General features: G+C 56.6%; 22 protein-coding genes. 11 read left to right on the top strand and 11 right to left on the bottom strand.

The features are described 5' to 3' along the window. Positions 1-2 precede the first annotated feature (2 nt). From F4555_RS05590 to F4555_RS05570, 5 genes are all read right to left on the bottom strand, one after another. On the bottom strand, positions 3-1,001 hold the full coding sequence (locus tag F4555_RS05590; protein ID WP_004012128.1) for a Gfo/Idh/MocA family protein: 999 nt from the start codon (positions 999-1,001) through the stop codon (positions 3-5). A 101-nt stretch (positions 1,002-1,102) separates the two neighbouring features. Next, the gene (locus F4555_RS05585; RefSeq protein WP_115325988.1) at positions 1,103-2,203 is read right to left on the bottom strand and encodes a DegT/DnrJ/EryC1/StrS family aminotransferase; all 1,101 of its coding nucleotides are present in this window, start codon (positions 2,201-2,203) and stop codon (positions 1,103-1,105) included. A gap of 71 nt (positions 2,204-2,274) precedes the next feature. Next, on the bottom strand, positions 2,275-2,916 hold the full coding sequence (locus F4555_RS05580; RefSeq protein WP_004012130.1) for an acyltransferase: 642 nt from the start codon (positions 2,914-2,916) through the stop codon (positions 2,275-2,277). Between the two features lie 150 nt (positions 2,917-3,066). Further along, positions 3,067-4,068, bottom strand: a complete 1,002-nt coding sequence (locus F4555_RS05575; RefSeq protein WP_260399988.1) for a glycosyltransferase family protein — start codon at positions 4,066-4,068, stop codon at positions 3,067-3,069. 52 nt (positions 4,069-4,120) lie between these two features. After that, positions 4,121-5,254 (bottom strand): glycosyltransferase family protein, encoded by a 1,134-nt coding sequence (locus F4555_RS05570; protein WP_115325990.1) that lies wholly within the window; start codon positions 5,252-5,254, stop codon positions 4,121-4,123. Positions 5,255-5,309: 55 nt separating this feature from the next. Between F4555_RS05570 and wecB the strand changes: the two genes are divergently transcribed. Continuing rightward, the gene (gene wecB, locus F4555_RS05565) at positions 5,310-6,467 is read left to right on the top strand and encodes a non-hydrolyzing UDP-N-acetylglucosamine 2-epimerase (protein ID WP_004016623.1); all 1,158 of its coding nucleotides are present in this window, start codon (positions 5,310-5,312) and stop codon (positions 6,465-6,467) included. A gap of 19 nt (positions 6,468-6,486) precedes the next feature. Here the strand turns inward: wecB and F4555_RS05560 are convergent, their stop codons facing one another. Continuing rightward, a complete protein-coding gene (locus F4555_RS05560) occupies positions 6,487-6,816 on the bottom strand; it encodes a hypothetical protein (protein WP_211580257.1) in 330 nt (109 codons plus the stop codon). A gap of 22 nt (positions 6,817-6,838) precedes the next feature. Between F4555_RS05560 and F4555_RS05555 the strand changes: the two genes are divergently transcribed. The 3 genes from F4555_RS05555 to F4555_RS11155 all read left to right on the top strand — a co-directional run bounded on the left by F4555_RS05555 (position 6,839) and on the right by F4555_RS11155 (position 9,487). Continuing rightward, positions 6,839-8,017, top strand: a complete 1,179-nt coding sequence (locus tag F4555_RS05555; protein ID WP_255312889.1) for a hypothetical protein — start codon at positions 6,839-6,841, stop codon at positions 8,015-8,017. A 73-nt stretch (positions 8,018-8,090) separates the two neighbouring features. Beyond that, positions 8,091-9,350: a heparan-alpha-glucosaminide N-acetyltransferase gene (locus F4555_RS05550; protein ID WP_263478087.1), complete on the top strand. Its 1,260-nt coding sequence runs from the start codon at positions 8,091-8,093 to the stop codon at positions 9,348-9,350. A gap of 8 nt (positions 9,351-9,358) precedes the next feature. Then, complete coding sequence (locus F4555_RS11155) at positions 9,359-9,487, top strand: hypothetical protein (RefSeq protein WP_004012137.1); 129 nt, start codon at positions 9,359-9,361, stop codon at positions 9,485-9,487. Here F4555_RS11155 and wecC read toward each other — a convergent pair. Continuing rightward, positions 9,484-10,719, bottom strand: a complete 1,236-nt coding sequence (gene wecC, locus F4555_RS05545; protein ID WP_004012138.1) for a UDP-N-acetyl-D-mannosamine dehydrogenase — start codon at positions 10,717-10,719, stop codon at positions 9,484-9,486. The genes F4555_RS11155 and wecC overlap by 4 nt on opposite strands. Before the next feature lie 297 nt (positions 10,720-11,016). On the opposite strand from wecC, the gene F4555_RS05540 reads away from it, so the two are divergent. The 5 genes from F4555_RS05540 to F4555_RS05520 all read left to right on the top strand — a co-directional run bounded on the left by F4555_RS05540 (position 11,017) and on the right by F4555_RS05520 (position 19,149). Continuing rightward, on the top strand, positions 11,017-13,242 hold the full coding sequence (locus F4555_RS05540; protein ID WP_115325992.1) for a DUF6541 family protein: 2,226 nt from the start codon (positions 11,017-11,019) through the stop codon (positions 13,240-13,242). 39 nt (positions 13,243-13,281) lie between these two features. Continuing rightward, on the top strand, positions 13,282-14,403 hold the full coding sequence (locus F4555_RS05535) for a glycosyltransferase family 4 protein (protein ID WP_004016628.1): 1,122 nt from the start codon (positions 13,282-13,284) through the stop codon (positions 14,401-14,403). 497 nt (positions 14,404-14,900) lie between these two features. Beyond that, a complete protein-coding gene (locus tag F4555_RS05530; RefSeq protein WP_004017855.1) occupies positions 14,901-15,515 on the top strand; it encodes a dTDP-4-dehydrorhamnose 3,5-epimerase family protein in 615 nt (204 codons plus the stop codon). A gap of 155 nt (positions 15,516-15,670) precedes the next feature. After that, positions 15,671-16,978 (top strand): glycosyltransferase family protein, encoded by a 1,308-nt coding sequence (locus tag F4555_RS05525; protein WP_115325993.1) that lies wholly within the window; start codon positions 15,671-15,673, stop codon positions 16,976-16,978. Beyond that, entirely contained in the window at positions 16,972-19,149 is a 2,178-nt protein-coding gene (locus tag F4555_RS05520; RefSeq protein ID WP_115325994.1) for a DUF6541 family protein, read from the top strand. Before F4555_RS05525 ends, F4555_RS05520 begins: the two co-directional genes overlap by 7 nt. 13 nt (positions 19,150-19,162) lie before the next feature. Here the strand turns inward: F4555_RS05520 and F4555_RS05515 are convergent, their stop codons facing one another. Both F4555_RS05515 and F4555_RS11150 read right to left on the bottom strand, forming a co-directional pair. Continuing rightward, positions 19,163-20,470 (bottom strand): cell wall-binding repeat-containing protein, encoded by a 1,308-nt coding sequence (locus F4555_RS05515; protein WP_255312892.1) that lies wholly within the window; start codon positions 20,468-20,470, stop codon positions 19,163-19,165. Continuing rightward, on the bottom strand, positions 20,467-20,832 hold the full coding sequence (locus tag F4555_RS11150; RefSeq protein ID WP_255312893.1) for a cell wall-binding repeat-containing protein: 366 nt from the start codon (positions 20,830-20,832) through the stop codon (positions 20,467-20,469). The genes F4555_RS05515 and F4555_RS11150 overlap by 4 nt, the downstream gene beginning before the upstream one ends. A 172-nt stretch (positions 20,833-21,004) precedes the next feature. On the opposite strand from F4555_RS11150, the gene F4555_RS05510 reads away from it, so the two are divergent. Next, positions 21,005-21,850, top strand: coding sequence for an NAD-dependent epimerase/dehydratase family protein (locus F4555_RS05510; protein ID WP_004012145.1), 846 nt, complete (start codon positions 21,005-21,007; stop codon positions 21,848-21,850). Positions 21,851-22,113: 263 nt separating this feature from the next. Here the strand turns inward: F4555_RS05510 and F4555_RS05505 are convergent, their stop codons facing one another. Next, positions 22,114-23,553 (bottom strand): hypothetical protein, encoded by a 1,440-nt coding sequence (locus tag F4555_RS05505; RefSeq protein ID WP_004012146.1) that lies wholly within the window; start codon positions 23,551-23,553, stop codon positions 22,114-22,116. Positions 23,554-23,688: 135 nt separating this feature from the next. On the opposite strand from F4555_RS05505, the gene F4555_RS05500 reads away from it, so the two are divergent. Further along, entirely contained in the window at positions 23,689-24,729 is a 1,041-nt protein-coding gene (locus tag F4555_RS05500) for a glycosyltransferase family A protein (RefSeq protein WP_004012147.1), read from the top strand. 123 nt (positions 24,730-24,852) lie between these two features. On the opposite strand, the gene F4555_RS05495 is transcribed toward F4555_RS05500, so the two are convergent. Next, complete coding sequence (locus F4555_RS05495) at positions 24,853-26,274, bottom strand: hypothetical protein (protein WP_249288357.1); 1,422 nt, start codon at positions 26,272-26,274, stop codon at positions 24,853-24,855. Positions 26,275-26,347: the final 73 nt, after the last annotated feature.

Below are 26,347 nucleotides of genomic sequence, written 5' to 3'. Positions count from 1 at the left end.
ATTCAACCCACCTGATTTAGAGTGATGGTTTCACCAGTGCGACAGGACTCCACTATGCCATCCAGCACCCGCAGGGTGCCCAGAGCATCACCTAGGCTGACAATACGACTGGTATCCCCGGCTATCGCCGCCAAGAAATTCTCGTGCTCCACCCGCAAGGGTTCACGCTGATCCAGGGCGTATTGGCGCACCTCGCCCACCGATACGCCCCGGACATTAGCAACCTGATCCCATTCGACTTCCTTGGTTCCATTCTCAAAGAAGGTCAAGGTAGAGTTCATCGTATCCGCCACCAGTGCGCCGCGTTCGCCCGTAACTGTGGTGACACGTTCCTTAAACGGACTAAACCAGTTCACCACGTGATTCACAATCACCCCGTTTTCCAACACCCCGGTTGCCAACACCAGGTCTTCCTGGTCGCGCCCGGATTTCCGTGCCGCCCGCGCCGCGATACTGCGATACGGCGCGCCCGCCAGCCAAGCCGTCAAGTCCACGTCATGAGTCGCCAGGTCTTGAATCACCCCCACGTCGGCAATCCGCACCGGGAAAGGTCCTTGCCGCCGGGTCGCAATCTGAAAAATCTCGCCCAGCTCCCCGGCTTTCACTCGCCGCGATAGTTCCATTAAAGCCGGGTTGCAACGCTCCACGTAGCCACACGCTCCGACCACCCCGGCTGCCTCGAATGCCGCCACAATCTCGCGCCCTTCGGCCACGCTGGGAGCCAGAGGTTTTTCAATCAAAGTATGCACCCCCGCCGCAGCCAACTGCAGTGCCACTTCACGGTGAAAGGCAGTGGGCACCGCCACAATCGCAGCCTCGATTCCCGCCGCAATCAAGGCTTCCACATCCGGCAGGACTTCCAAATCCCCGGCGACCCCGAATTTGTCGCCGCCCGGGTCAGCCACCGCCACCAGGGTCTCGCCCGGGGTTTCCCGCACATTGCGCACGTGGTGGCGACCCATAGAACCGATTCCGATGACTCCGACTTTGATTTCTTCCATAACTTTCCTAACTTTCCGTGGTTGCGTTACGTTTTTTACGGTTCATGAGGTGCTAGCCGCAAATCCCGGCAAGCCCCTCATGAACCGGCAAAGAAGCGAAACTACGCACCCGCCCCCGCCAAAGTATTCACCGCCGTAACAATCCGCTCCAAGTCTTCCGAGTCCAACGAAGGATGCACCGGCAGCGAAACGACCTCGCGGGCGGCAGCCTCGGTGGCGGGCAAATCCAGCCCCGGCGCGAAACGCGCCAAGGACGGCAGCCGATGGTTGGGAATCGGGTAGTACACCCCAGAACCTATCTGGTATTCCTCGCGCAAAGCCTTGACAAACCCGTCGCGGTCGTCCGCCACGCGAATCGTGTACTGGTGGAACACATGGGTGGCCTCCGGGGCAATCGCGGGTACTTTCACTCCCTGCAGATTGGCCGACAAGAATGCGGCGTTTTCACGGCGCTTCGCCGTCCAGCCCGCGAGCTTTTTCAACTGTTCGCGCCCAATCGCGGCGTGAATATTCGTCATCCGCAAGTTGTATCCCACAACCTCGTTTTCGTATTGCTTTTCCATACCCTGGTTGCGATACAGGCGGCATTTGCGCGCCAACTCCGAGGTTTCGCAAGTAATCATCCCCCCTTCACCGGAAGTCATGTTCTTGGTGGGATAAAGCGAAAACGCCCCGAAAACCCCGAAAGTCCCCACCGGCTGTCCACTCCAAGTCGCCCCGTGAGCCTGAGCCGCATCCTCGAAAATCGTCAGGCCGTTTTCCCGCGCAATCTCGCCCAAGGCGGTCATATTGGCGGGGTGACCGTAAAGATGTACTGGCAAAATCGCCTTGGTACGCTCGGTGACCGCCGCCGCCACAGCTTGCGGATCCAGACAGAAATACTCGGGCTCTATATCGGCAAACACGGGGGTCGCTCCGGTCAGCGCCACCGAGTTCGCGGTAGCCGCAAAAGTAAAGGAGGGCACAATAACTTCGTCGCCTGCTCCGATGCCGGCCGCCAACAGTCCGCACAACAGTGCGGAAGTCCCCGAGTTTACCGCCACGGTTTCACGCCCGGCGGCAAGCACGTCCGCGAACTCGGTTTCAAAGGCTGCGACTTCGCTGCCCTGCGCCAGCATCCCGGATTGCAGCACGCCGTCCACCGCCGTCCGTTCCTCCGCACCGATAATTGGCTTCGCGGCGGGAATAAAGTCCTTACTCATTTACTTCTCCTTGCAATTTGGGTTTTTGTCGGCCGGTCGCCCGGTCAAGTTTGCCACGGTTAACGCTACTCTCACTGGGGGTCTAAGACCAGGGTTTCACCGTGTTGCGTGTAGGTTTCCCCGGTGGCGGGGCACTCCCAGTGGGTGACGGGTTCATGAGGGGCTTGCTCTGGATTTTCGGCTAACTCCTCATGCGTGGGACATGGAATCAAACGCACCCCGGCGCGACCAACCCACCCAATCCGCCGGGCGGGAACCCCCACCATCAGCGCATACTCGGGCACATCCGTGGTGACCACCGCCCCGGCTGCTACCGTGGCCCAGGCACCGATGGCGACTGGCGCAACGCACACCGCGCGCGCCCCAATCGCCGCGCCGCGACCTACGGTGACTCCCACGGCCTCCCAATCCGAGGCCGTTTTCAGCGTCCCATCGGGGTTTATAGCTCGCGGCCAGTGGTCATTGGTCAACACGGCGGCCGGACCAATGAACACCCCATCGGCGAGCTGTGCCGGCTCATAGACCAGTGCATAGTTTTGTACCTTGCAGTTGTCCCCCAAGGTCACACCCGCATCAATATACGCTCCGCGTCCGATGATGCAGTTATCACCCAGGGTGGCGCCTTCGCGGATTTGGGCATAATCCCAGATAGAACAAGCTTGACCAATGGTGGCATTCGGTGCGACCTGCGCGGTTTCAATTATGCGTGACATGCGTTCCTTTCCGTCTGGCACCAAATCCGGCGCGTGGCAGACTTAAGAATTATTCTATATCGGGGTTCCACCGGCAGAAATCGGGGAGAAAATGGGGGTGAGGCTCTGTATATTTGAGCCTCACCCCCAAAAAATCCCCGATTTGTGTCATCAAAGGGTGGCGCGCCGGTAGTCCGCCAACAATCCGGGAATATAGGCATCCGCGAGGTGATGCGCCACCACCCACTGGCGTCCGCCCAGGTCAGTGGCGGTTTCCTGGGGGTTTTCCAGCGCCGCCGCGATGGCTTCCACCACATCTTCCAGGGTGCCTTCCAGGGCGGGGGGCGTGGAGTGGTCATCCAGGCGGGGCAGGCGCGAGCCCAACGCGGCCAGCGGCAAGCCGATATACATGGCTTCGAACTCGGAGATGGCGAGGATACGGTTGGCCTGACCGATGGCCAAATCCGCCCCGGCCAGCCAGTCCAGGAATTTGGAGTGGGGCATCTTGGGATACAGTTTTACCCCCAGGCGGGCGGCTTCCGGTGCCCCCGGGCCCCAATCCAAGCCTTCTAGGGACAGAGCCGGGAAGGCTTGGCGCAGCCGGGCGACCAGTTGTAGCTGGCGGGCAACGCCTTTGTCCTCGTCCCACCGCGAAACGAAGACCACCCGGCGTTGCCTGATGTCCCTCCCGGGTTGGCCTCCGCGCCAGGCGGGTAACAGTTCCGGTTCGACAAAGGCGGGCATGTACTGGGCATCCGCCCGGGCTGCGGTAGCTTCCTCAACCGTGTCCAAATTGGTGTAATACACCTTTTGCGCCCCGTCGATGGCGTGTTGCACCAGGTCGTGCCACTGGGGTTCCTTCCAGCGGCGGCGAATATCGCTGCCGTGCAGGTGCAGGAAATACGGGCGTTTGGGTAGGGGACGCTGGTGGATTAGCGGCACCGAGGTTGCGTAGTGGACGTGCACGATTGTGTTACGGTTCATGAGGTGCCAGCGCCTCATGAAGTACGGTAACCAACGCACCCGGCCGATTCCCTGGGGGGTATGCGCGGGACGCACCTTGTCCGGCGGCAGGTAATCCCAGTGGTAACCGGCCCGCGCCGCCGCCCGCACCAAAAAAAGCCCTACATTAGCACAGTCATTGAAGTGCAGTACCCGCAGGTTTTCCGCCATACGCCCCGCCCTTTTCTTTAGGATTGACATCGCTCATTTTACCGTGGACAGCTCAGGGTGCAGACGGGTCTGTGGCGACAATTGCCGCAACCGCGTCGCGCCAGGTGCCCACGACAGTTTCGCTGGACATTTCGCGGGCGTGCGCGGCCGCGTTTTGCTTCCACTGCGCGACCTCTTCGCGGGTGGTTTGCTCTAGTGCCACCCGTAGCGCCTCGGCGGTGAAATCGGTGGCCGCCCGCCCTAAATGGTACTTATCCAGGCGCGAAACCATTTCCGGGCTAGGACCGACCACCATGCCTAGACGAGCCTGGACAAAGTCAAAAAATTTATTTGGTAGCGCATAGCGATTATTGAAGTTCACCGGCGGGAGATTGTGAATCCCCAGGTCATAGCGATTTAAGGTGGGAATCAGCTCGTGGTAAGGTACCCCGGGCAGCACCCGCACATTCGGCGTCCGCGCCGCGTATTCACCTAGTTGCGCGACATAAGCCGCGTTATTAGCTGTCAAATACATATCCAAGGTGTAGCGACCTGGCAGTGCCGCCACCGAGTCAATCATGGTTTCCAAGTAGCGATCCTCGCGACCCGCCCCGGCGTGAACCAGGCGCAACGGCTGACCCGGCTCCGGCAGGGGAGTGGGATTCAAATCCGCATAGGGCGAAGCGTTAACCACCAACTTCGCGTCCACCCCAAAGTTACGTTGGTATTCCTCGCAAAACTTGGTGGCCGTGGAAGTGACCGAGTCGGCGCGGGTTACAAAGTGGCGCACCTGCCATTCCATGTATGGTTTCACAAACACCCGCCACCGCCACACGTCTTCCTTTTCGCGGGGGGAATATTCATGCAAATCAGCGTGAACCCCGCAGCGGGGTCGCAGCCACAAAGCCAGACCCGCCGTGTCAATGTCATCGGCGAAGCACACGTCAAATCCGCCCCGAGAAAGATTCTCGCGGCACCACGCCGAGGCTGGGGAAGACCAGTACGCCCGGGTATAAAGCCGCAAAATCGTCTCTACCCGGTTGCGTCGCCAATAGGCTGCCTCGTCGGGAATTTGGTAGTGCGCCGCTGCTCCCGTTGGAGCCGGGCCGTATCCGCAGGTGGTCAGTTCGTAATCGTCTTTGAACAGGTTGATTTGCTTCAAAATTCGCGCATCAGACACCAAGCGCGAATACGACACCAACAGCATTTTCAACTTTTCCACCCCTACAGTCTAATGCGGCTAATCGCGCTAGACTGGATACATGAGCGAAAAACCCCACATCCTTGTGGTTTACGGCACCCGCCCCGAAGCCATTAAAGTTGCCCCCGTTATCCTGGCTTTGCGTGACTCGAAGTTGCGGGTCACGACACTGACCACCGGGCAGCACCCCGAGATGGTCGCCTCGGTCAATCAGGTTTTCGGTATTACCCCCGATGAAAGCCTGTCGGTGATGCGCCCGGGACAATCTTTGAACGCGCTGGCGGCGCGGGTTTTGGTGGGGCTGGACGAAAAATTGGCGCAAATCCGCCCGGACGTGGTCTTGGTACAGGGGGATACCACTACGGTGATGGCGGCGGCGTTAGCGGCTTTCAACCGGGGGATAAAGGTGGCGCATCTGGAGGCCGGTTTGCGTTCGGGGAACCTGGCGCTGCCGTTCCCGGAGGAAGGCAATCGCCGTCTGGCTGGCGCGGTCACTTCCCTGCATTTGGCTCCCACTGCGGGGGCGCGGGATAACCTATTGCGTGAGAACGTTGACCCGGGCGCGATTGCGGTCACCGGTAATACGGTAATTGATGCTCTGCATCACGTGATTGCTTCTGGTCACGCGGGGGAGGGGTTGGATGCCGGGTTCATGAGGGGCTTGTCGAATCCCGGGCTAAAAGTCTTGGTTACGGTGCATCGCCGGGAATCCTGGGGGGAACCCATGCACCAGATGGCGCTGGCGATTCGCGATTGTGCCCAGGCACACCCCGAAGTCACGTTCTTGTTACCAGCCCACGCTAACCCCCAGGTGCGAACCACCCTAACCGAAGTTTTAGGTGGGGTGGAAAACGTGATTATTGGCGATCCCCAGCCCTATGCGCCTTTTGCGGGTTTGTTGCAGGGGTGTGACGTGGTGCTCACGGATTCTGGCGGGATTCAAGAGGAAGCTCCCGCCTTGGGCAAGCCGGTATTGGTGATGCGCGACACTACGGAGCGCCCCGAGGCGATTGCCGCCGGTACCGCGCGACTGGTAGGTGTCGCTTTTGACTCGGTGCACGAGCAGCTGGAACACTTGGTGACTTCCGCCCCGGCACGAGCGGAAATGGCTCACGCGGTTAATCCTTACGGGGACGGCCGGGCAGCGGCGCGGGTGGTAGCTGCTTTGGAGGAGCTTTTCGGGGTGGGTAAACGTCTCCCTGATTTTTCGGTGCTGTAGTGCAGCCCCAGCTTCCCTATCACGCTGCGGGCAGTGAGCCCAGGTGCCACACCCGGTAATAGAGTCGATTCAGGTCGGGATTCAAGGGGCACGGTGCCTGGAAAGGAGCCAGAATCGAAAAACGCGGCCGCGCTACCGGGGTGCGTGCCACTCCGGCACCCTCGCGTTTTTGTCGGCAGATATACCCAGCATTATTGGGGGTCAAATACATGTCCAAGATGTAACGCTCGGGCAAAGCCGCTACCGCCTCGATTATGCGCTCCAGGTAGCGATTTTCGCGACCCGGTCCGGCGTGCACCACCCGGCGGCATACAAAACTGTGACTTGCCGCAGCGCGTGGTGGTTCCAAAAACGCGCTAGAATCTATCGGTGTGAAAACAGCGACACAACTTCCCATGAAGCCACGTGCGAACCAGATTATGACAAGGAAAGAAATCCTGGTAGCGGTGCTTTGTGTGCTGGTGGTGGCGATATTGTGTGTCGGGGTTGTCCACGTGACGCATAGCGAAGCGCCGCGCCAAATGCACCTGTTTCTGACCCCGCATCCTGACGACGAACTGCAAGGTTTGACCGCGCTATCCACCGACAACTCCACCTATATGCTGATAGTTACCGCCACCTCTGGCGAGGCCACCGGCAACTGTCGAGTTGCAGGTCCCCCTGGTTTGCAGGGTGACTTGGGGGAGTATCCTCCACCTGTGCCACAGGCATTGGCGCACACCCCGGAATGTGGGGGAAACCGGATTCATTCCTGGAACCAGTTTTGGAACCGGGTCGCTGCCCGGTATCCCAGCCTGGCCTTGGATCTCGAAGCGACTCATGAAACGGTTAATGTTGACGGCCGACCCGTCGACACTTGGTTGGGGAAAAATAGCGGTCGTATTGCTTTGAACCTGGGCGACGGCACCTTGACCAGCGAGAAAGTCGTGGCTGGGGTAGAAAAAATCCTGACGTGGCGCGGTTCGAAACTGCCCGATTTACCGCTGGTGGCTGTTACTGCGGCCGGGTATTACAACGACCCCGAGGTCGACCCGAAACATAGCTCCGAGGCGGCTTTGCTGTACAAGCATCACGACCACCTGGCGGTGACGAATGCGGGAATTAAACTGGCTGATAAAGCTAAAAACGGGGCGTGGATTGTGGTGAACCCCTTTGATCCGAGAGCGAATGAAAAGCGGGTTCTATCGATAGACGAATACGAGGACTATATGGGTTTGCAACACAACGGTTCGTCGTGGCAGGGGTGGCATGACGAATTCCAAGGGGTTGAAATTCAACCTGGGGATAAGCCCCGCAAATACCCTCAGTTCAGTTGGATAGACACCGAGTTTCGCGAGGGCATATCAAAGCATTCCGTGTTGTTTCCAGCCAAGCGTCTTGGTGCCTACCAGCAGTTTTACGGGTGGCTGGCTTTCCCTGATCCGTGGATTCCGGGGGAATATCAGTTGGCTCATTCCGATGTTTTATTCGCACGTCAACAGTTTTTCTTGCATACCTTGACTGCTCGGGGTGTCAGTTTGGCTCCTGAAACCGTTTTGAAACAGGGGTGAATTTGTGAATTTCTGGCAGCATCGAAATCTTCCGGGAGGTCCGCATCACGCGGCTCCTGCGGGTTACGTGGGGGTGAGGTTTGATACTTCGGTTTCACGAGGTGCCATTTCCGATTCAAGCGAAGTTTCCGGGATGGCACCTCGTGAAACGGGAAACCCCAGCGCGGCGACCCAATCCGAGGCGGCAACAACCCGACAGACCGAGCCTAACACTGGCGAGACAAACCAAACCGAAACGAAACCGGCGAAGCCCGGGCGTATCACCTCGCTGGACGTGGGGCGTGGCTGGTTCCTGATTATGTCGGTGACCTCGGCGGCGTGGCTGCTGCCGCGTCCCGACTGGCTGATTCACGCGCCTTGGATAGGGATTCGCTATTATGATATGATATTTCCGCTGTTCGTGACCCTGTCAGGTATCGGCTTGGCCTTCGCCTATCACAATCGGGTGTCCTTCAAAGTCACCCTGCGTCGTATCGTGGTGTTGGTTGTGGTCGGCCTGCTGTACAACGGGGTTTCCAGCGGGCAATGGGATCCAGCCACCTTCCGTTTCACCGGGCCACTCCAGGTGTATGCGGTGATTGTGGCGATAATCGCGACTTGTCACCTGTTCGCTCGCAATTGGATGGCCTGGGCGGGAATTACCGCCGGGGTGGCAGTGCTACAGACCGGGCTGTTGACGTGGTGGGCGGGGACTTGCCCTTCCGGAGTGCTTTCGCCAAGCTGTAACCCCTCCGGGATGTGGGATCGGGCGCTGTTGGGAGCGCATATGTACTATGGGGGCTTTTTAGGCCACGACCCCGAAGGCCTCGTAGCGATTACCGGGGCTTTACTCACGGCCGCAGCCGGCACCACCGCCGGACACCTGGCCTTGTCTTCGAGGCGTCTGGGATGGAAAACCGGGCCGGTGAAACTCTTGGCTTTAGCCGCAGCGATGAGTGTGTTCGGGCTGATATTGACCATTTGGGTGCCGGCTTTCAAACGCTTGTGGACTCCATCATTTTCCTTGATAGCCGGGGCGGTTGGGGTATTGATTTTCGCGGTGGCGTTTTTGTGCTTCGACGTACCGCTGCGCTCCGGAAATTCGCGAATTCGCGAGCGGATAGCCTGGCCTTTTACGGCTTTAGGTCGGAATTCGCTGCTGGTCTACTTCGGGTCACACCTGGCGATAGATGTGTTGAACCGTCTGGGCCCCGAACCGGGACTGGCCTGGCGTATCGCCGCTAAACTGGGTGATACGCTCGGGGCTCCCTATCGGTTTATTTTCTTGAATATGGTGGCGTGGTGGGCATTAGCGCTGCTGTTACACTGGCGCAAGATTTATATTCATGCCTAGCGTGCCTGTTGAAAGAACCTTCGCCCTTCGAGGTGGCACCTCGAGAACCTGGCGAAAAAGCCGGGGTATTCAAAAAACGCCGGGAAAAGCGGGCGGCACCTCGTGAAGCCGCTTTCCCCGCAACCAACGTGAGCTAGCGCCAAATCCCGCACGCGTCCAAAACCGGAACTGTGAGGGAATCGCGGGAAAGCGCTCGGAACTGGCGGTGTGCCACCAAACCCACCACCAAATCCGCGTCTTGCAACCCTTCAGCTAGCTCGACCTTCCGAATATTGGAACGCCCGGTCAAAATCGGGGGTAAAGTGGCGGTATTTGGCTCGCAAACCAGCAACTCTACTTTGTCCAAACCGGCCAGTTTATCCGCTACCGTAATCGCAGGGGAGGAACGCAGATCGTCAACATCCGGTTTGAACGCCAAACCCAAGACTGCGATTTTTGTGGGCTGACCCGCATTTTCGGCGCGCACCTCATGAATCAGAGTCTGTGCCTGGGCAACCACATCGTCAGGACGCGAATCATTTACCTCGCGAGCCGTGTGAATCAGACGTGCCAGGCTAGGCGCCACATCCACAATGAACCACGGGTCGACCGCGATGCAGTGCCCGCCCACTCCGGGACCGGGACGCAGAATATTCACTCGCGGATGCAGATTAGCAAGATCTATCAACTCCCACACATCAATGCCCAAATAGTCACAAATTTTGGCCAACTCATTGGCAAAAGCAATGTTCACATCCCGGAAAGAATTTTCCGCCAGCTTCGACAACTCAGCGGTTTTCGCGTCCGTCAAGCGAATCTGGCCGCGACAGAAACTGGCGTAAAGTTCCTGGGCGGCCTGGGCTGCTTCCGGAGTGAGGCCGCCGACAATCCGGTCATTAGTGAACATTTCCACCATAATCTTGCCCGGCAGCACCCGTTCGGGACAGTGCGCGAACAAGAGACTCCCGGCCAGGTCGGGGCGGTTGTGCTCGATGCGTTCACTCATGGCTTCGGTGGTGCCCGGGGGGGAAGTCGATTCCAAAATCACCAGCGCGCCCTTGGACACGTAGGGGGAAATCTCGTCGGCGGCGGCCATCACGAAAGACAAATCCGCGTGGTGGTCGCCCTGGAATGGTGTGGGAACCGAGACAATATAGACATCAGCCGGGGCGGCTTGTTCCGAGGCGGTAATCAGCCCCGCCGCGTGGACTTTTTGCAAGGCCTCGCCTAAGCCTGGTTCCAAGAAGGGCACTTGACCGGCGTTTACAGCCTGGACGTGGCTGGGATTGGTGTCCACTCCGAGGATGCGGTGCCCTGCTCCGGCCAACGCCACCGCCGTGGGGAGGCCAATGTATCCCAGGCCGATAACAGCCACGGTCTTCGTGTTCATTACGTATTCCTTCCTTTGGGGATTGACTGTGGAATATTCTGCGATTTATGCCGCGAACTTTCCGTAAGCTTCTGAGATAAATCATAGCGTTTCCGCCCAGATGGGGGGAAGTTCTGGTGTGGGCGGCGGGGCAGCTTGTGCCTTGGCGGGGCGTTCCTTGGTTTCGCACCCGCAGTTCTGTATCATTTTCCTGGAAAGACACTAAAAGCGCTACAACCGCTCTAAATACGTTAAATTCACTCAATACGTAAAAACACTACGGATGCGACACGAAGGGTTCAAGCCTTGGGAACAGTATTGCTTATCGCCGGCCTGACAGCTGCCCTAGGAGCCGCCGTAGTGGCTTTGATTATTCCCGGCTGGATGGTGGCGTGGGGTTTGGGAATCCAAGGTGCCTTGCGTCTGGTTACCGCCCCAGCCTTGAGCCTGGGGGTGTGGGCGGCGGTGACCTGGATTGCGATTGGTTTGCACTTGCCGTGGCGGGTATGGCTGGTGTCGCCACTGATGGGGCTGGTGTTGCTGCCTTTCGTATTGGGGCGTTTACTGACCTTGCGGCCAGGGGTGAAGGCGCGATGGCCCCAGGTGCCCCAGACTCGACTGACTCGCGGCTGGTGGCTGGCCGGGTGGCTCTGTGTTTTCATTAGTGGCTTGCCGTATTTGGTGGCAACCCGCGCGGGGGGACGCGTGGCGCAAACCTGGGATGTGGTTTTTCATCTTTCGGCGATTCGCTATACCCGCGAACGCGCCTCGGCTTCGCCGTGGGTGGCTTTTGCGCCGCTGTACAACGGGGAGGAAGTCTATTATCCCAATATTTTTCACAATATTGTCTCTTTGCTGCCTGGATCGCCGGTGACGGTTTATACCGCGATTACTTTGGTTTTTTTGGGGCTGTGGCCACTGATGATAGGGGTGTTTACGCTGCTGACGGTGGTTTCTTTGCGTGGGTCGACTCCGGATTCCTATTTCATGAGTGGCCTTGCGATGCTGGGCGCGGCGGTGGGAATAAACTTTCCTACCCTGGCGGTAGCGAACTATGCAACCCCGCCCTATAACTTGTCTCTGGTGGCTACCCCCGGGGTGATAATCCTGGGGTTGATGATTTATCGGCTGCGACCCCAGCCCGGCCTCGGTCTTGGGGCGGGTGCTTCGTGCGGTGGCAAATCGGGTGGGGCAAGCCTATGCGATTCTTCGCGTGCTGACGCCAGTTCTCGCGATTCCCGCGATTCTCGCGCCATCGGGCATATCCCGCCGAGTATCGAGTATCTTAAGTCCACTTGGTACCGCTGGCACCAGGTGTTATCCCAAGCTCTCTATTCCTCACAGCTCTTCGCCTGGCTCGGTCTAGGGTTTTTTGTGGCGGTCTGTGGTCTGGCCTGCACCCACCCCAGTGCCATGTTTAACCTTTTACTGCTGTTGGGGATTCCCTTTGCGGCGTGGCTTGGGTGGCTTCTCATGAAGTGGCGGCGCGCTCGCCGTACGAAAATCCTGGTGGGTGGCGGTTTCGCGATGTTGGTGTTCGGGATGTTTGCGGTGGTGTTGCTGCCTCGGCTGATTGGTATGACTAAGTTTGCTAATCACCGCAACAACCTGGTCGCCAATGCTTTGTGGATGTTTGCCGACTGGCCTTCCGGCTGGGCACGCCCGGATTTCGGTATCACCGGGATAATAACCACTGTGGCGGCTCTGGGAGCCAGTGTGTCTCTGTGGCGGGCGCGGCGCTTGGGATGGCTGGTATGGGGTTTCCTAATCTCTTGGGTGTTTTATCTTTTAGCGGCCGGCCCCGTGTGGCCGGGGTACTTCTTGGCGGCTCCGTGGTATCTCCAGGCTTCCCGTTTGGCATCGTTGGTATTAATGTACAGTCTTCCTCTGGCTGCTTACGGGTTCATGAGGTGCTTGCAGAGTCTCGAGGCGTTTTGCCTGACTCGTAACCTGGACGTATCCATGAAATCCTTGCAGTTAGCTTTGGTGGGAGTGCTGCTGGTGGCCAGTTCCGGAGCCACTTTGTGGGGGCGCCAATCCGTGATAGCCCGTTCTTATGATCCCCAGGAAATAGTGCGTGGCACCATGTTAACTGCGGCGGAACAGGATTTTATAAGGCATCAAGCCCCGCATTTGCCGCCCCAGGCCGTGATTTGGGGGGCACCTCAGGAGGGGACAGCCTACTGGTGGATACTGGAGGGAAAACGGGTCGTGTTCCCCAGTCTGTCTTGGCCGCGCGGAGACGCTTTGCGGGTGATGCGTGACTTGAATGACGGCACCCTCAGCGCCGTGAGCTGTAGGTACCTAAAACAGCTGGGGGTGACACATTACTACGTGGATACTGACCGCAGCGCGGCGGGATCGCGGTTTGGCGCCTACCGGTGGTTGTGGCACGAAAACGACGTAACATTTCGGCTGCCCGAGTCGATACTGACCAAGGTAGCGGAACATCCTAGCGGCAGCATTAACGGCAGCGAATTTTCAGGCCAACGGCTCTATCGAGTGGACTTGCAGACTTGTTCGGGGCAATATTCAGGCGTTTAATAGCACGAGCTGAAGACGTTTTAACGGCATAATAAAAGCATGAAGGTTGCTATCGTCTCTAATGATTACCCCACTGAAGCCTCACCCCACGTGGGACAGTTCGTACGGATTACCGCCCAGGCTATCGGCCAAATTCATGATGTTACCGTGATTCATCTGCGCAGCGAAGCAGCAGGGGCAGAGGAAAGCCGTTACCAAGACGGGGCGGTAGAGGTACGGGGCTTCCCTAATGCCTTGAGAACCCCGGAGGACTACGAGCGTGCCGCCCAGATTGTGTACTCTATTGCGCCGGGATTCCAGATTATGCACACCATGAATCTATGGTCGCTGATTCCCTTTGGGCTGCCAGAGCGGCAAGACGAACAGCTGGCCTGCCCGTGGGTGCACACCGAACCGTGGCAGCTGACCAGCCCGCAAGGCTGGCCCAGTGAGATTCTGCCGGTGGAAGAGATTCTGTTGAATCCCGACGGTTTAACCGCCCCGTCCGTAAAAATGCTTGAGGATATTGCCGAACGTCGTTACGGGAAGTACACGGCGGCGGTGCCCTATATTGTGCTTAAACCCGAGGCTTTTGTGGAACGGCCGCGGGAAAAAGGCAAGCTGCGATTGGTTTCGGTGGGGGCAGTTACGTCGCGCCATCAACCCGAGATTGCGATTCGTACTGTGAAAACCTTGCGGGCAGCGGGGGTGGATGCGACTTTGACCTGGGTGGGCGAAGGTACCGCCAAGATTCGCTCCCAGGAGAAGGTCAAGGAATTAGGCTTGGGAGAGTGGGTTGAGTTCGTGTCTTCGGCCGAGGCTGGGGGGGTGGACGCGGCGCTGGAGGCAGCGGACTTGTTTATCGGCCCGACCAAGTCGGAGAATTTCTATCTGTCTTTGGCGCAGGCCTTGTTGGCGGGACGACCCGCCGTGGTGGGAGAGGGCGCGAAGGATTTGGAATATATCAACGACGACACCGCCAAAGTAGTCACGGTAGTAACCGAAAAGAACTCGAAGTTCTGGGCCGAGGCTTGCCAGCAGTTGCAGGCTAAAACCCTCGGCCTGTCCGCTGCCGAGGTTTCCGCGACGATTGGTGACCGCTATTCCCCGGCGGCTATTGCCGAAGAATACGACGAAGTGTACCGTGAAACCCTGGCGGTCAGCGGCTGGGAAGTCGACTAGCCTTGTGGCTCGGTTCAGGTTCGGAATCTGGTGTCGAACGTGATGAATTCAGGAGAAAACCGGCACTCCAGGCAATATATCGGCCTTCTGTATGCGAATTTTCCTGGTTTTGTCACATAATCCGCCGCCTCGTCCCTGAATTCTCCTGATTCTGTCCCGCAGTGGTTTACTGTCAAAATCGAGGCACGGCTGTGGGTATTTTCGTGGCAGGCATGCAACGTAAGTGCAACGAAAGTGGAATCGTTGCATTTACGTTGCGGTATTTTTCGGGTTCATGAGGTGCCATCCGGGATTCTTGGCGTGGGCGCTTACGCGGCGGCTTATTTTGAATCGGGAAAGGGGGCAGGCTGGGGGAGAGCGCTCGCCGTCCGGGTTGGCACCTCATGAAACGGAAACGTCAAGGGGCACGAACGGTAATGCCAACGTGGGTGTGAACGCAACCTGGCGAACTATAATTGAACGGGTAACTGCAACGACTGTGAGAGAAAGAAGTATCAATGGAATACCGCGAACTGAAAGTGCCCGGCGCGTGGGAGATTACCCCCAAGCAGTTTCCCGACGAACGCGGGGCGTTTATGGAAATGTACAAGCTGGGCGAATTTGCCAAGGTCGTGGGGCATCCGCTGAGCCTGGTACAGGCCAACTGCTCTATTTCTAAAGCCGGGGTGGTACGCGGGATTCACTTCGCGGAGGTACCCCCCAGCCAGGCCAAATACGTGATGTGTCCACGCGGGGCAGTGCTGGATTTCGCGGTGGATATTCGCGTGGGTTCCCCGACTTTCGGGGCTTGGGATTCGGTGTTGCTGGAGGGTGAACATCGCCGGGCGATTTATTTGTCCGAAGGCTTGGGGCATTGTTTCGTGGCTTTGGAAGACGATTCCACCGTGGTGTATCTGTGTTCCGAGGGCTACAATCCGGGGCGTGAGCACGGCGTGTCGCCGGTTGACCCCGAGGTGGGTCTGGTGTTCCCGGATAAAGATTTGCAAGGGCGACCGCTACAGGTGCTTTTGAGCGAGAAAGACACCGCCGCGCCGAGCCTGGCCGAGGCACGCGAACAGGGGTTGCTGCCCGAATACCAGGCGACCTTGGATTACATTGCTTCGCTGGGCTAGTTGATTCGGGCAGGTCTATCTTTTGGATAGTTCAACGCGATAGACCAATCCGGGTTTAGGACAACCGAGTCGGTGTTTGACGTATTCTGTCGCGCAAAACGCGTCGTGCAACTTAGCGCAATTTTGGGTTTTCGGTACCGGTTAGACTGGGTGGTATGAAAGTAAACGAGGCAAAAGTCTGGGCTATCGGGGTGGCGTTTCAACCCGACACCGCACGGTTGGATGCTACCATAGAGTCCCTGTTGCCGCAGGTCACCGGGGTAATTGTGGTGGATAACACCCCGAGTCCTTCTGCCGAGCTGTTGCGGTATTGGCGGGGGTGGACGCGGCGCGGGGTGGTGGTGTTGGCGCTGGGGCGCAACCTCGGGATTGCCGCCGCCCAGAATATTGGGGCGCGCCACGCCTTGCGTCGGCTCGGGTTTTCTCCGTTGCATGAGGCGCCATCCGGGAATCCCCGCGAAACTTCCGGGGTGGCGCCTCGTGAAAAATCCCGCGAAACCCCGCCCAACGAAGACACCTGTCGCGCGGGCGACGTGCCCGGCGTAACCGCAGTAAAAACCGGGGAAATCCCCGGGGCGGGAGGCAAAGACAGTCCCGGAGCGAGGGAAGCACGTCGGGCGAGAGCATGTGGCAACGAGCCGACCGGGGGCGATGCGGCGTTACTGTTCTTTGACCAGGACTCGGTTTTTGCCCCGGACTATGTCTCGCAAATCCAAGCGGCGGAAATGGCGGAATACCAACGCTTGGTCGGGGACGTTGCGGGGGGAATCTCGGTTTTCGGTGGTTTGGCTTTCGACCACCGGGAAACCGATCCGGCTAAACGCGATGTCCTGGCCTACCGGGACACTCCGCGCGGGCCGCGGCGCTACCCCGACGCGGAGCTGCAGGAAAACGCGGTGCTACCGGCGGCTTTCCTGATTGCCTCGGGGCTGTACGTGCCGGTGACGGTCTGGCGAACAGTGGGACCGATGAATGCCGACATGTTTATAGACCATGTGGATTTGGAATGGTCCGCGCGGGCGCGGGCGGCGGGAATGCAAACCCTGCTGGTCACTGCGGCCACTATCGACCACCAGCTGGGCGATGAAATTGTGAAGCTACCGGGGCGGGCGCAAGTGGTGCATGTCCACAGCCCATTTCGCGTGTATTACCTGGTGCGCAACACCTGCTGGTTGATTCGCGGCCTGGCACCGATTCCGACCGGCTGGCGGTGGGGATACGTGCTGTGGTTGGCGAAATTCGTGGCCTTCAACCTGGTGTTTGCGCCGGGACGTCGGCAGAGATTCGCCAAGATTCTGCGCGGGTTGCTTGACGGGTGCCGTTTCCGGCATAAACCCCGGGAAATGTTTCAGCCAAAACGTTCAGAGCCTGGTTGCCGGGCACCTGGTCGAGGAATTCTTGCAAAAGAGATGACGGGAGGGTTATTCACCGGCAAATCCGGCCGAAAGGGACAGAGGTGTTAAGTCTTTTCGCCGCCATAGCCGTCGTGACGGGATTCTTGATTTTACCCGGTGCGTTGCTAGCTGTTTGCGCACGGTTTCGCCCGCTGGCATCCTTGGCGTTGGGAGCTCCCATCACTGCTGGGTTGCTGGCGGTTTTGGCGCAGGTTTTCGTCTGGGCGCATATCCCTTGGACGCGGATTCCGGTGGGAGTGACCTTGGTGTTCCTCGTGGTGTTGGTTTGTGTTTTGAGCTGGTGGTTTCGGGCGTACCGTCCTCGGGTGGCGCACGCGAGAAACACTGCAACCACACCGGATGTGTCCGGGGGGCAATTTAGCTCAACTAGTGAGGGGATAGGGCTCTTTGGTGCAGCCGAAATGGCGCCTGATGAAACTGCGAGCCTCAAAACCAACGCCAGTAGAAAAGCCAGCGTAGTCATGGCGCCATCGGGATGCATACCGACAAAACCGTTCCTGGCCGTGACCTTGGCCGCTTTTGTGCTGGCCGGGAGCGCACAACTGATGCCGTTTTTACAAACCATCCCGGTTGTTTTTGCCCCCGCCCAGTCATTTGACGCTATGTTCCATTATTCTTCGATTCGGGCGATTGCCGATTCGGGTGCTGCGGGCTGGCGCGGCTCCTTGGACGCGCTGTATCCCGGGAAAACCGGGGTTTACTATCCTAACCAGTGGGCGGCGATTTTAGCTTTGTTTTTGCCCCTGATTTCACCCACATTGATTTCTAATGCGACATTAATGTCACTAACTTTATTTGTGTGGCCCCTAGGCGTGGCATTGCTGGCGGAACAGGTGTGGGGGAGGCGCTCCCCGGCTATTCCCTTAGCCGTGCTGTTCAGTCCCATGCCGCTAGTGTTCCCCTATTTTTTAGGAGTATTGCAGGCGCTGTATCCCTATGTTTTGGCGGTCATGTGGTGGCCGGCTGGTTTGTGGGTAGTCCTTCGGGGTGCCGATGTCCTAGCGATTCGGCGGCTGGCTCACAGTAGCATATCGCTAAATGGTGTTAGTGCACCGCAATATGCACTGTTGTCGGATGTGACCGTGGGGTCGGCGCTGGTTGGTGTCAATCAAAGATCTTGGGGGCGACTGGTTTTAGGCGTGCTGGTGCTGGTCGCGGTGGTTCACGCGCATCCGGCAGCCTTCGGATTTATTGCCATTGCAGCCTTTATGGCATTGGTCAATTTGGTGTTGAATCGTCTGCTGCCACCCTGGTGGTGGATTTTCATCGTGGTTGCAGCCGTGTGTGGGGGAATTGTGGTGCCCCTGGGCTTGCAGCGTCTGGGAGTTAGTGCCCGAGCCGGTTTAGCCGGTGACAGTATAGAAATCTGGCGTTCTGTGGCTTCGATGCTGGGGTTGTGTCAGATTTCTTCGGAGCCCTGGTGGGTGCTGTTGCCTTTCGGTCTCGCCGTACTGCTGGGCTTGGTTTGGCACGCGTTGACCGCGCGAGATTGGCGTTTTCTGGGGATTTTCGCGGCTGTTTCGCTGTTAGTTTTGGCTACGAAGCTGCCATTAGGTTCGATTTCTACTTTGACCGCCCTGTGGTATGGAGCCTATGACCGGGTGGGGACAGGTCTTGCCGTGCTACTGCCGGTTTTCGCGGCTGGTTTCGTGGCTCGCCTGGCAATGCTGGTCGCCAGGCGAGTCTCGAAACCTGCGTGGCGCCTCTTGAGCGCTGTAGTGGCAGGTTTGCTGCTGGTTGGTTTCACGAGTGGCATGTACCTTCCCCAGCTGCTGGCTGACCGCCGGGGTTTGACTCAAATCGCATTCGTTCCCGGCTCACAATTCCACCCGCCGTGGGTCAGTATTGCGGAATACCAGGCTCTGGTGGAACTCCGACTGCCGCCTCATGCGAACCTAATCGGTGACCCGTCATCCGGCGCCGGTTTGGCTTACGCAGCTGGCGGTACGCAACTGTTTATTAAACAGCTCAACCCCACCGGGTTTAGTCCTGTGCAAAAATACCTGGCACAGCATTTCCGCGAAATTCACGAAAACCCGCGCATTTGCCAGCTTGTTCGCCGCGAGAAAATCACCCATTTCTATGATGACGCTACCGGGGTGGGGTCGAGTGAAAAATTCACCTACCCCGGTTTGCATGACGTTGACGTCAGCACGGGTTTCACCGAAGTTGCCCGCGTGGATCGGGCGCGCGTCTATCGTATTGATGCCTGCTGGTAGCCACGGGACACAATCACTGTTTGCAAATTCGCTTCCAGACGAGGCGGCAATCAGTGGGTTCGCTGTTTCGGTAGCAGGCACTGCTTTTCGCGAACTCTTCAGCGGTTTTGGCGCACATGGGAGCATCACTGTTTTGCTGAGAAGAGTACTGCGGAGCTGGCTCTTCAAAGTTTTGTTCCGTGTCTGGAACCCCGTCGGTGCTTTTCCCGTAGCTTCCCGGTTTGGTGGGTTCCTGCTTGATGGGTATATCGATACCGTTGGGGTCAGGGACACATCTGCCGGTACGAATTGCCAGCCCCTCGTGTTCAGCGTAACTAGCCGAAGAAGGAGCAATTTTTTCCGGATAGTTATCCCCGTGGGATTCCCGTAGGGTTTCATGGATAATCCGAATGTAATTGGAACCGGATTCCGTTAAAAACCCCATATGCGGTGGCGAGGACAAGAAATTCTCGGGATTCCAGACAGAAGACCACACGGATCCGTCGCCCTGATAGGTGTGACCGCCCCAGTTACCGGCGTTGATTAAAAACTTGCCGTGGCAGCTTTTCAGGGTTTCCACCCCACGCTGGGCACGAATTAACGCGGCTTTACGCCAGGCATAGTTCACGTTTTGGGTGGTACTGGATCCCAGGTAGGCCGAAGACCACCCCCGGCTTTTGTCGTTGTGCGTTGTCGGGTCGAAAACCCAAGCGTTGTAGTCCAGGGGTAGCTCTAGTACGGAAGCGATGTTCTTTTCCAAGAACAGGGGCTTGCCATTAGCCCCAGCCGCCGGAGCTAATTGTAGCACATTGGCCCATTGTCCGGTGGCCATCCCCACGTCCCAGGGCCAGGACTGCGCAGCAGAATTTTGCAATCCTACGAAAACATCTTTTTGTTTGGGAAAGAAAGTCTCGGCCAACCGGTGTGAGGTGGCGTAACGATCTGCCCCGTAGACGCGCTCTGTCCCGGCAATCCCCGCCAGTGAGGCTGCTTGGCTAGCCACTACGTCGTTGATGGCTCCGGAGCCGCCGGCCACGATAATGCGCTTCGGATGCAGTTTTTGGATGGCTGCTATCGTAGCGGCGGGCATGGAACCGGGCTGTGTCAGCAGTATGGGAGCGTTCAATTTGGTTCCTACCGGGCCGGCTGCGAGAGCATCAGCGGGGTTATCACCCCTGGCCAAAATAACGGCAGGGGCGCCATTGGGCCAGTAGTTTTGAGCAATACTGGCGGCAGTGGCATACCTGTCAGCGCCACTAATCCGACTGACCTTCTTGCCTAGGTTGCGCCAAGCAGTGGCATTTCCTTCCGGTACGGCACCAACGCCGCCCAGGATAATCACGTTCTTTGCTTGCCGGAGAATTGTTTGACCGTCGGCATCTGGAATCGCTGCGCCTTGACGGTTAATAAACAGGGGAGATTTATTTTTCCGGCCACAGGACCTATCGCCAGGGCATCCGGCCAGGAAGCGTCCGAGTATCCAGCCAGGAACACAGTCTCTTTGTTGGATAAAAACAGGTTAGCTACCTTGGAACCGAAATCGGGATTGGTAAAATCCCCGGATGCTATAGAGTGAACCCCCAGGCCATGGATCTCATCAGATGAGGGAGTAGCCGTGGCACTAGCTCCGGTCAGGCCGCTGAAGCCTAAAGCCAGCGTGAAAACAGAAATCCCGGCAGTTAGACAAAATCTAGCGCGTCGCACATCTACCTCCTAAATTTTCGGTGAACTATAGTTCACCTCATATATTGCCTCTCACGAGCGCTTTAAGTGTTTCTACTCACAGTCTAGGACAAGTTTAGTCTTTTCGGACAGTTCGGCGGAGGGAAAGATTTCGTAACCGGCATCGTTGACCTTAGGTAGTAGCATGGTACCTATGGAGAAACATATTCTGGTGACAGGAGCCGGTGGCTACATCGGCAGACACGTAGTCTCGGCGCTGTTGGAACTGGGGCAGCGCGTCAGCGTAGTAGATCGGCGCACTGAGGGCATTGATCCCAGGGCGGAAATTGTGGCGGCGGATATATTCGGCGGGGACAAGGACATTTACCAAAAGTTGGGTTGTCCCGAAGTAGTGGTTCACATGGCGTGGCGTGACGGTTTCAAGCATAACTCTCCGGCACACATTGATGACTTGGCGAAGCACATGCATTTCATTGAAAATTTGTACCAGGGCGGTTTGAAGCAACTGGTCGTGATGGGTACCATGCACGAGGTCGGATATTGGGAAGGCGCGATAGACGAAAATTCGCCGTGCAACCCGCAGTCACTGTATGGAATTTCTAAAAATGCGTTGCGCCAGTTTGCTTTTCTGGCGGCAAAACAAAACCATGCGATATTACAGTGGGTTCGCGCTTATTACATTGTAGGTGATGATCTCAAGGGGGATTCGATTTTTTCCAAGATTGCCCGCGCCGCTCTGGAGGGCAAAACCCGTTTTCCATTTACTACCGGTAAGAACCGCTATGACTTCATTTCCATTTCGGAATTGGCTCGCCAAATCGCTCTGATTGCCAGTCAAACCGCAGTGGATGGCATTATCAATGCTTGCAGTGGCCAGCCGCAGACCCTAGCTCAACGTGTGGAGGCCTACATTAAGGAAAACGGCTACCATATCAGCCTCGATTATGGGGCTTTTCCGGATCGTCCCTATGATTCCCCTGGAGTGTGGGGGGATTGCCATAAACTCAATCTGGTGTTAAAAGCCGAATCCGGGTGCTAGGCGAGCAGCTGACTGCGGATTGACCGCATTATTTTGCGAACAATACCCTTAACGGTGGCAGGGCAGGTTCAAAACCTGAGCGTGCGTGACGGGTGAGACAAAAGCAAATCCTTCTGGGGATGGTACCAGGAGTGGTATCAGCGTGACAAGCCTAGCGGACACCTTGTGGCGCCGGACGGGGTAATCATGCGATACGGTAGTCACGATATGGTCACGCGCAGTCTTGCAGTCCTTGCCTACCGGGCTTTTTTAGTCCCGTGATGTCAGGATTCTTTCATGCATTTGGCATTAGCGTCAGCCTTTTCGCCGGGCTGGTACTGCCAGGTCATTACCACCGCGCCCACCAGGGTCGTGTCCCAGTCCTTACCATCCGGAACCCCTTGGGCGGTGCCATGAATTTCAAAGTGCCCTTTACCATCCCAAACCGTGTTAATACCATAGTTTTTCACGCTATCCCACAGGGGGAAGAATCCACAATCCCTGGTTTCCTTATACCCCACTCGTGCTTCCACATGGTCAAAATAGGCGTGAACCACGTCGCCGTTATGCGCAGCGTTTCCTTCCACGGAAGCGTAGAGGCGACCCTTTAAATGAGCGCGCATATTCGCTACCGGTTTGCCGTCAAGCCAAATCACAGCCCAGCCGGAGTCTTTCCACCATTCTACGCGTACATTGTGCGTCCGGTAGTCGGCTGGTTGAATGTAGTCATAGTCAAAAATTCCATCCTGCATCCGCCCCGAAATCAGGTAGGGCCTGCCCCAGGTTTCGTGTGCGGTTAAAGCCGTTTGGATTCCCCCGGAAATCGCCGAGCCGTACCCGTCATGAAATTTAATGTAGGCGCTAAATCCGGTTCCCCAACCGTTGCTCATCATGTCGGCGCTGATGGAAGCATACGGCTTGCCGTCGGGAATGAACACGGCGCGTCCAGTGACCCCGCCAGCCGTATAATTAATGTTTGTAAACTTGGCATTGATTGCATTACCAGGGTGCTTACCCGCTCCTTGGAAGGAAACTTGCACCCCGTTAGTGGGCCAGGCAAATTTGTATTTTCCAAAAATGCGGGTGTTGTCTACTACGAACATAATGAAGTTGCGTGTCCATTGCGCTTTGATTAGATGCCTGTGGCTGCGCACGAAGTGTTGCTGATCAATGTCGAGGTGAGTACCGTCGCGCATTTTTTCCACAATAGAAGCGTTGTTAACCTGTTGAGCCATCGTCACCAGGGGAGTAATGGTTTGGAACATGTTTCCTTTATCTGTACCGCGTACCACAATCTGTGGCCCGTAAGTGACAAACCCTTCGTTGAGAATGCCTATCTCGTACCAGTTGGCCGGGTCAAAGCGAAACTGCATCATCGCTTTGTACCCAAAACCGGCACCGTAGGGGCAGTCGTTCTGGTCACAATCAGTCCCCATATTCCCTTCAACTTGGGCATTTATGGTACCACGAGGAGCGAGTTGCCCTGGGGTGGTAGCTGCACCGCCGGTCCATTCGCCGTTTCGGACACTGCCAGAGACACTCACGGTAGTGTTGTGGTCAAAGGTATTCACCTCGAAACCTGGGGAGCTGGCCGTGAACAAATCAATAGTGGCCGCGTTTGCTGGAGGGACGTTTGTGAAATTTAGACACAATGTAGCCAGAAGCGAGAACGCGGCAACCAGCGCCAAGGATAGTTTAGAAAATCTATTCACTTTCACACGCATTAGTCTTTTCTCTTCTTTTTTCTTTTCCTATTTGAACCGGTACCCAGTCTAGCAACCGTGACGCTCGAACAACGGTAGAAAACGCTTGCGTGGTGTAGACTTAGTGATGTAGTTAAAGTCAGGGGGTTATGTTCCATGTCACCTAGAGTTACCATCGTGACGCGTACCAAAAACCGCCCTCTGTTGTTGGCTCGGGCGCTACAATCTGTGAATGCTCAGACTTTTCGTGACTATCAGCATGTTATTGTTGACGATGCGCGTAACCCTGAACCTATAGAGCGGATGCTGGAAGGCTTAGATTCGGAGGGGCGTGACAAGGTTCTGCTAGTTGCCAGTGCGGAGAACACTAGGAGGGAAGGCGTAGTTTACGCTGGTTTATCCGCATCGCATTTGCAGTACTTGTGTATTCACGATGATGACGACACGTGGGAGCCGCATTTTTTAGAAAAAACCGTGGCGTGGATGGATGCTCATCCTGAAGCGGGAATGGTGGGCGTGCGTTGCAATCTGGTAAAGGAAAAGGTGGAAGAAACCGAAATAGTCGAGCTAGAAAAAGCACCGCTGCGTCCCGAGCTTGACAGTTTTACCCTGCTGGAAACTAGTTATGCTAATTACGTTCCGCCTATTGCCCAGTTATTTCGTCGAGCTAGCGTGGATCGGTTAGGTTTCTGGGATTCTTCCTTGGCTACTCAGGCGGATTGGGAGTTTAATTTGAGGATGCTGGCCGATAGTCCGGCAGGTTTCTTAGGGGAGGAACCGTTAGCGAACTGGCACCATCGTAGGCAAAGTGAAAACGAGTTGGATAATTCGGTGGTCTCAGAGCGTTCTGGCCACTATAACCAGAATCTTTTGATTCGTGATTCGTATCTGAAACGCAGTTTGCAGCAGGGTGATACGGGAATGTTTGCAACCGTGTTGGCGCAGCAGGTGTGTATTAAAACGTTACGCGAGGAAATGAACGAAAAGCTGCAAAATGCAGAGGATTCGCGCCAGATGATTCACGCCAGTTTGGTTAAAACTATTTTGGGGCAGCAAGAGCAGTTATCGCGGCTGCATGAGGAGTTGCAGGAAATCAAGGTCGCTAACGCGGAAGTACTCTCGGTGGTGAAGGACTTGCAGTCCTACCAGTACCGGTTCCGGCGACGTTGGAACAAACTGTGGGGGCGGGGAAAATAGTCCGAAGCCTCGTGTTGAGGGGGAAACTCCTGGTTATGTTGGCAGCATTAAACCAGTTGGCATCCCGAATTCGGGATGCCAACTGTGCTATTTAGGGTGCCGTCGTGGCTGTCAAGCCGCGATTTATCTATGTGCCGGGTCTTGTGACCAAGACGAAGTCATGCACTGTCCAGACTGGCGATTTTCTGGAAGATACTGCCAAATCATCGCTACCCCACCCACGAGTGTGGTATCCCAGTCCTTCCCGGCAGGAATTCCCTGAGCCTGTCCCTCTACTTCAAAGGAATTGGCACCAGTCTTGCGGGCTTGCAAACCGTAGGTGCCCTGGAGTCCCCATTCGTGGTGGAAACCACAGTCCCCGCCACCATGTCCAATCTGAGCCTCCACCCCGCTGAAGTAGGCATGCACATAGTCGCCGTTTTGAGCCGCATTGCCCTCTACGGAGGCATAGATACGGCCGGACAATTTAGCCTTCATATTCGCTATGGGTTTACCATCAGCCCAGATTACCGCCCAGCCGTTTTCTTTCCACCATTCGATGCGCAGATTGTGCCAGTTAAAATCGGCGGGTTGGACATAGTCGTAGTCGAAAATTCCTGCGGACATACGACCCGAAATATAGTAGGGATTCCCCCCAGTTTCCGGTGCAGTTTGGGCAGTTTGTATTCCTGCAGAGACAGCAGTTCCATGGTCATCATGCAGCTTAATGTAGCTGGAATGCCCCACCCCGTAACCGTTGTCCTTCATATTGGCGGTAATCATGGCATAAGGCTTGCCTTGGGGGATAAACACGGTGGAACCGGGAACCTTACCGGAAATATTGAGGTTATCGAATACCACATTAACCGCATCATTCGGATTTTGAGCGGCTGCCATAAAAGTGATGGAGGGGCCATTCTTATCCCCGGCGGTGAAATTGTATCCGCCGAATACTCGTGTGTTATCCACTACGAAACGGATGTAATTCCGGGTCCACTGTGCCTTGATTAGGTGGCAAAAATCCTTAATGTAATGTTGCTCATCCAAATCTACCTTTTGGTTGGACTGCATTTTTTGAATGATATTGGCATTAGCAGCTTTCTGCGCGTCAGTCACTAGGGGCTGAGTGACGCGGAAAGGATTCCCCAGATGTGTCCCCAAGACTACAATTTCCGGTCCCCAGGTCACATTACCTTGGTTGAGAATACCGATTTGATAGTAGTTTTGGGAATCGAAGCGGAACTCGACTACCCCTTGATATCCCGACCCGCTACCGAAGGGACAGTCCCCTTGCTCGCAGTTTTTGCCCATATTGCCACGTAACACCACATTGGTGGTTCCAGTGGGGGGCATTTGATGAGCAGTGGTTGCCCGTGATCCGGTCCACTGACCGCCTCGGGAGGTACCGCTTAGAGCCACAGTAGAGTTGTTATCCGTGACGTTAACCGTGAATCCTGGTCCGGCAAAGCCCCAAAAATTGGTAGTCGCACCATGAGCAGGAATAGCGGTCAGAGAAACTAAAGTCAGAGCGCATGTCCCAATCATAGCGATAAGTTTGCGTTTCATTATCAATAAAATCCTTCCTCTTCTCTGGTGAAAATGTGTTTCGTACCCTCCAGCATAGCGCTACCGGGAAGAT

Source organism: Mobiluncus mulieris, from assembly GCF_014204735.1.
In the GTDB taxonomy this organism is placed as follows: Bacteria; Actinomycetota; Actinomycetes; order Actinomycetales; family Actinomycetaceae; genus Mobiluncus; species Mobiluncus mulieris.
The sequence above is the reverse complement of the archived record's forward strand: the minus strand, read 5'-3'. Positions and strand labels throughout refer to the sequence as shown.

What these genes read in the sequence shown, in the direction of transcription:
- F4555_RS05575 (WP_260399988.1), bottom strand. Translation starts at nt 4,068, where the DNA reads ATGGCGGAAAACCTGCGGGTACTGCACTTCAATGACTGTGCTAATGTA.
- F4555_RS05570 (WP_115325990.1), bottom strand. Translation starts at nt 5,254, where the DNA reads ATGCTGTTGGTGTCGTATTCGCGCTTGGTGTCTGATGCGCGAATTTTG.
- F4555_RS05505 (WP_004012146.1), bottom strand. Translation starts at nt 23,553, where the DNA reads ATGCGTGTGAAAGTGAATAGATTTTCTAAACTATCCTTGGCGCTGGTT.
- F4555_RS05525 (WP_115325993.1), top strand. Translation starts at nt 15,671, where the DNA reads ATGAAAGTAAACGAGGCAAAAGTCTGGGCTATCGGGGTGGCGTTTCAA.
- F4555_RS05530 (WP_004017855.1), top strand. Translation starts at nt 14,901, where the DNA reads ATGGAATACCGCGAACTGAAAGTGCCCGGCGCGTGGGAGATTACCCCC.
- F4555_RS05585 (WP_115325988.1), bottom strand. Translation starts at nt 2,203, where the DNA reads ATGAGTAAGGACTTTATTCCCGCCGCGAAGCCAATTATCGGTGCGGAG.
- F4555_RS05510 (WP_004012145.1), top strand. Translation starts at nt 21,005, where the DNA reads ATGGAGAAACATATTCTGGTGACAGGAGCCGGTGGCTACATCGGCAGA.
- F4555_RS05580 (WP_004012130.1), bottom strand. Translation starts at nt 2,916, where the DNA reads ATGTCACGCATAATTGAAACCGCGCAGGTCGCACCGAATGCCACCATT.
- wecC (WP_004012138.1), bottom strand. Translation starts at nt 10,719, where the DNA reads ATGAACACGAAGACCGTGGCTGTTATCGGCCTGGGATACATTGGCCTC.
- F4555_RS05535 (WP_004016628.1), top strand. Translation starts at nt 13,282, where the DNA reads ATGAAGGTTGCTATCGTCTCTAATGATTACCCCACTGAAGCCTCACCC.
- wecB (WP_004016623.1), top strand. Translation starts at nt 5,310, where the DNA reads ATGAGCGAAAAACCCCACATCCTTGTGGTTTACGGCACCCGCCCCGAA.
- F4555_RS05495 (WP_249288357.1), bottom strand. Translation starts at nt 26,274, where the DNA reads ATGAAACGCAAACTTATCGCTATGATTGGGACATGCGCTCTGACTTTA.
- F4555_RS05590 (WP_004012128.1), bottom strand. Translation starts at nt 1,001, where the DNA reads ATGGAAGAAATCAAAGTCGGAGTCATCGGAATCGGTTCTATGGGTCGC.
- F4555_RS05500 (WP_004012147.1), top strand. Translation starts at nt 23,689, where the DNA reads ATGTCACCTAGAGTTACCATCGTGACGCGTACCAAAAACCGCCCTCTG.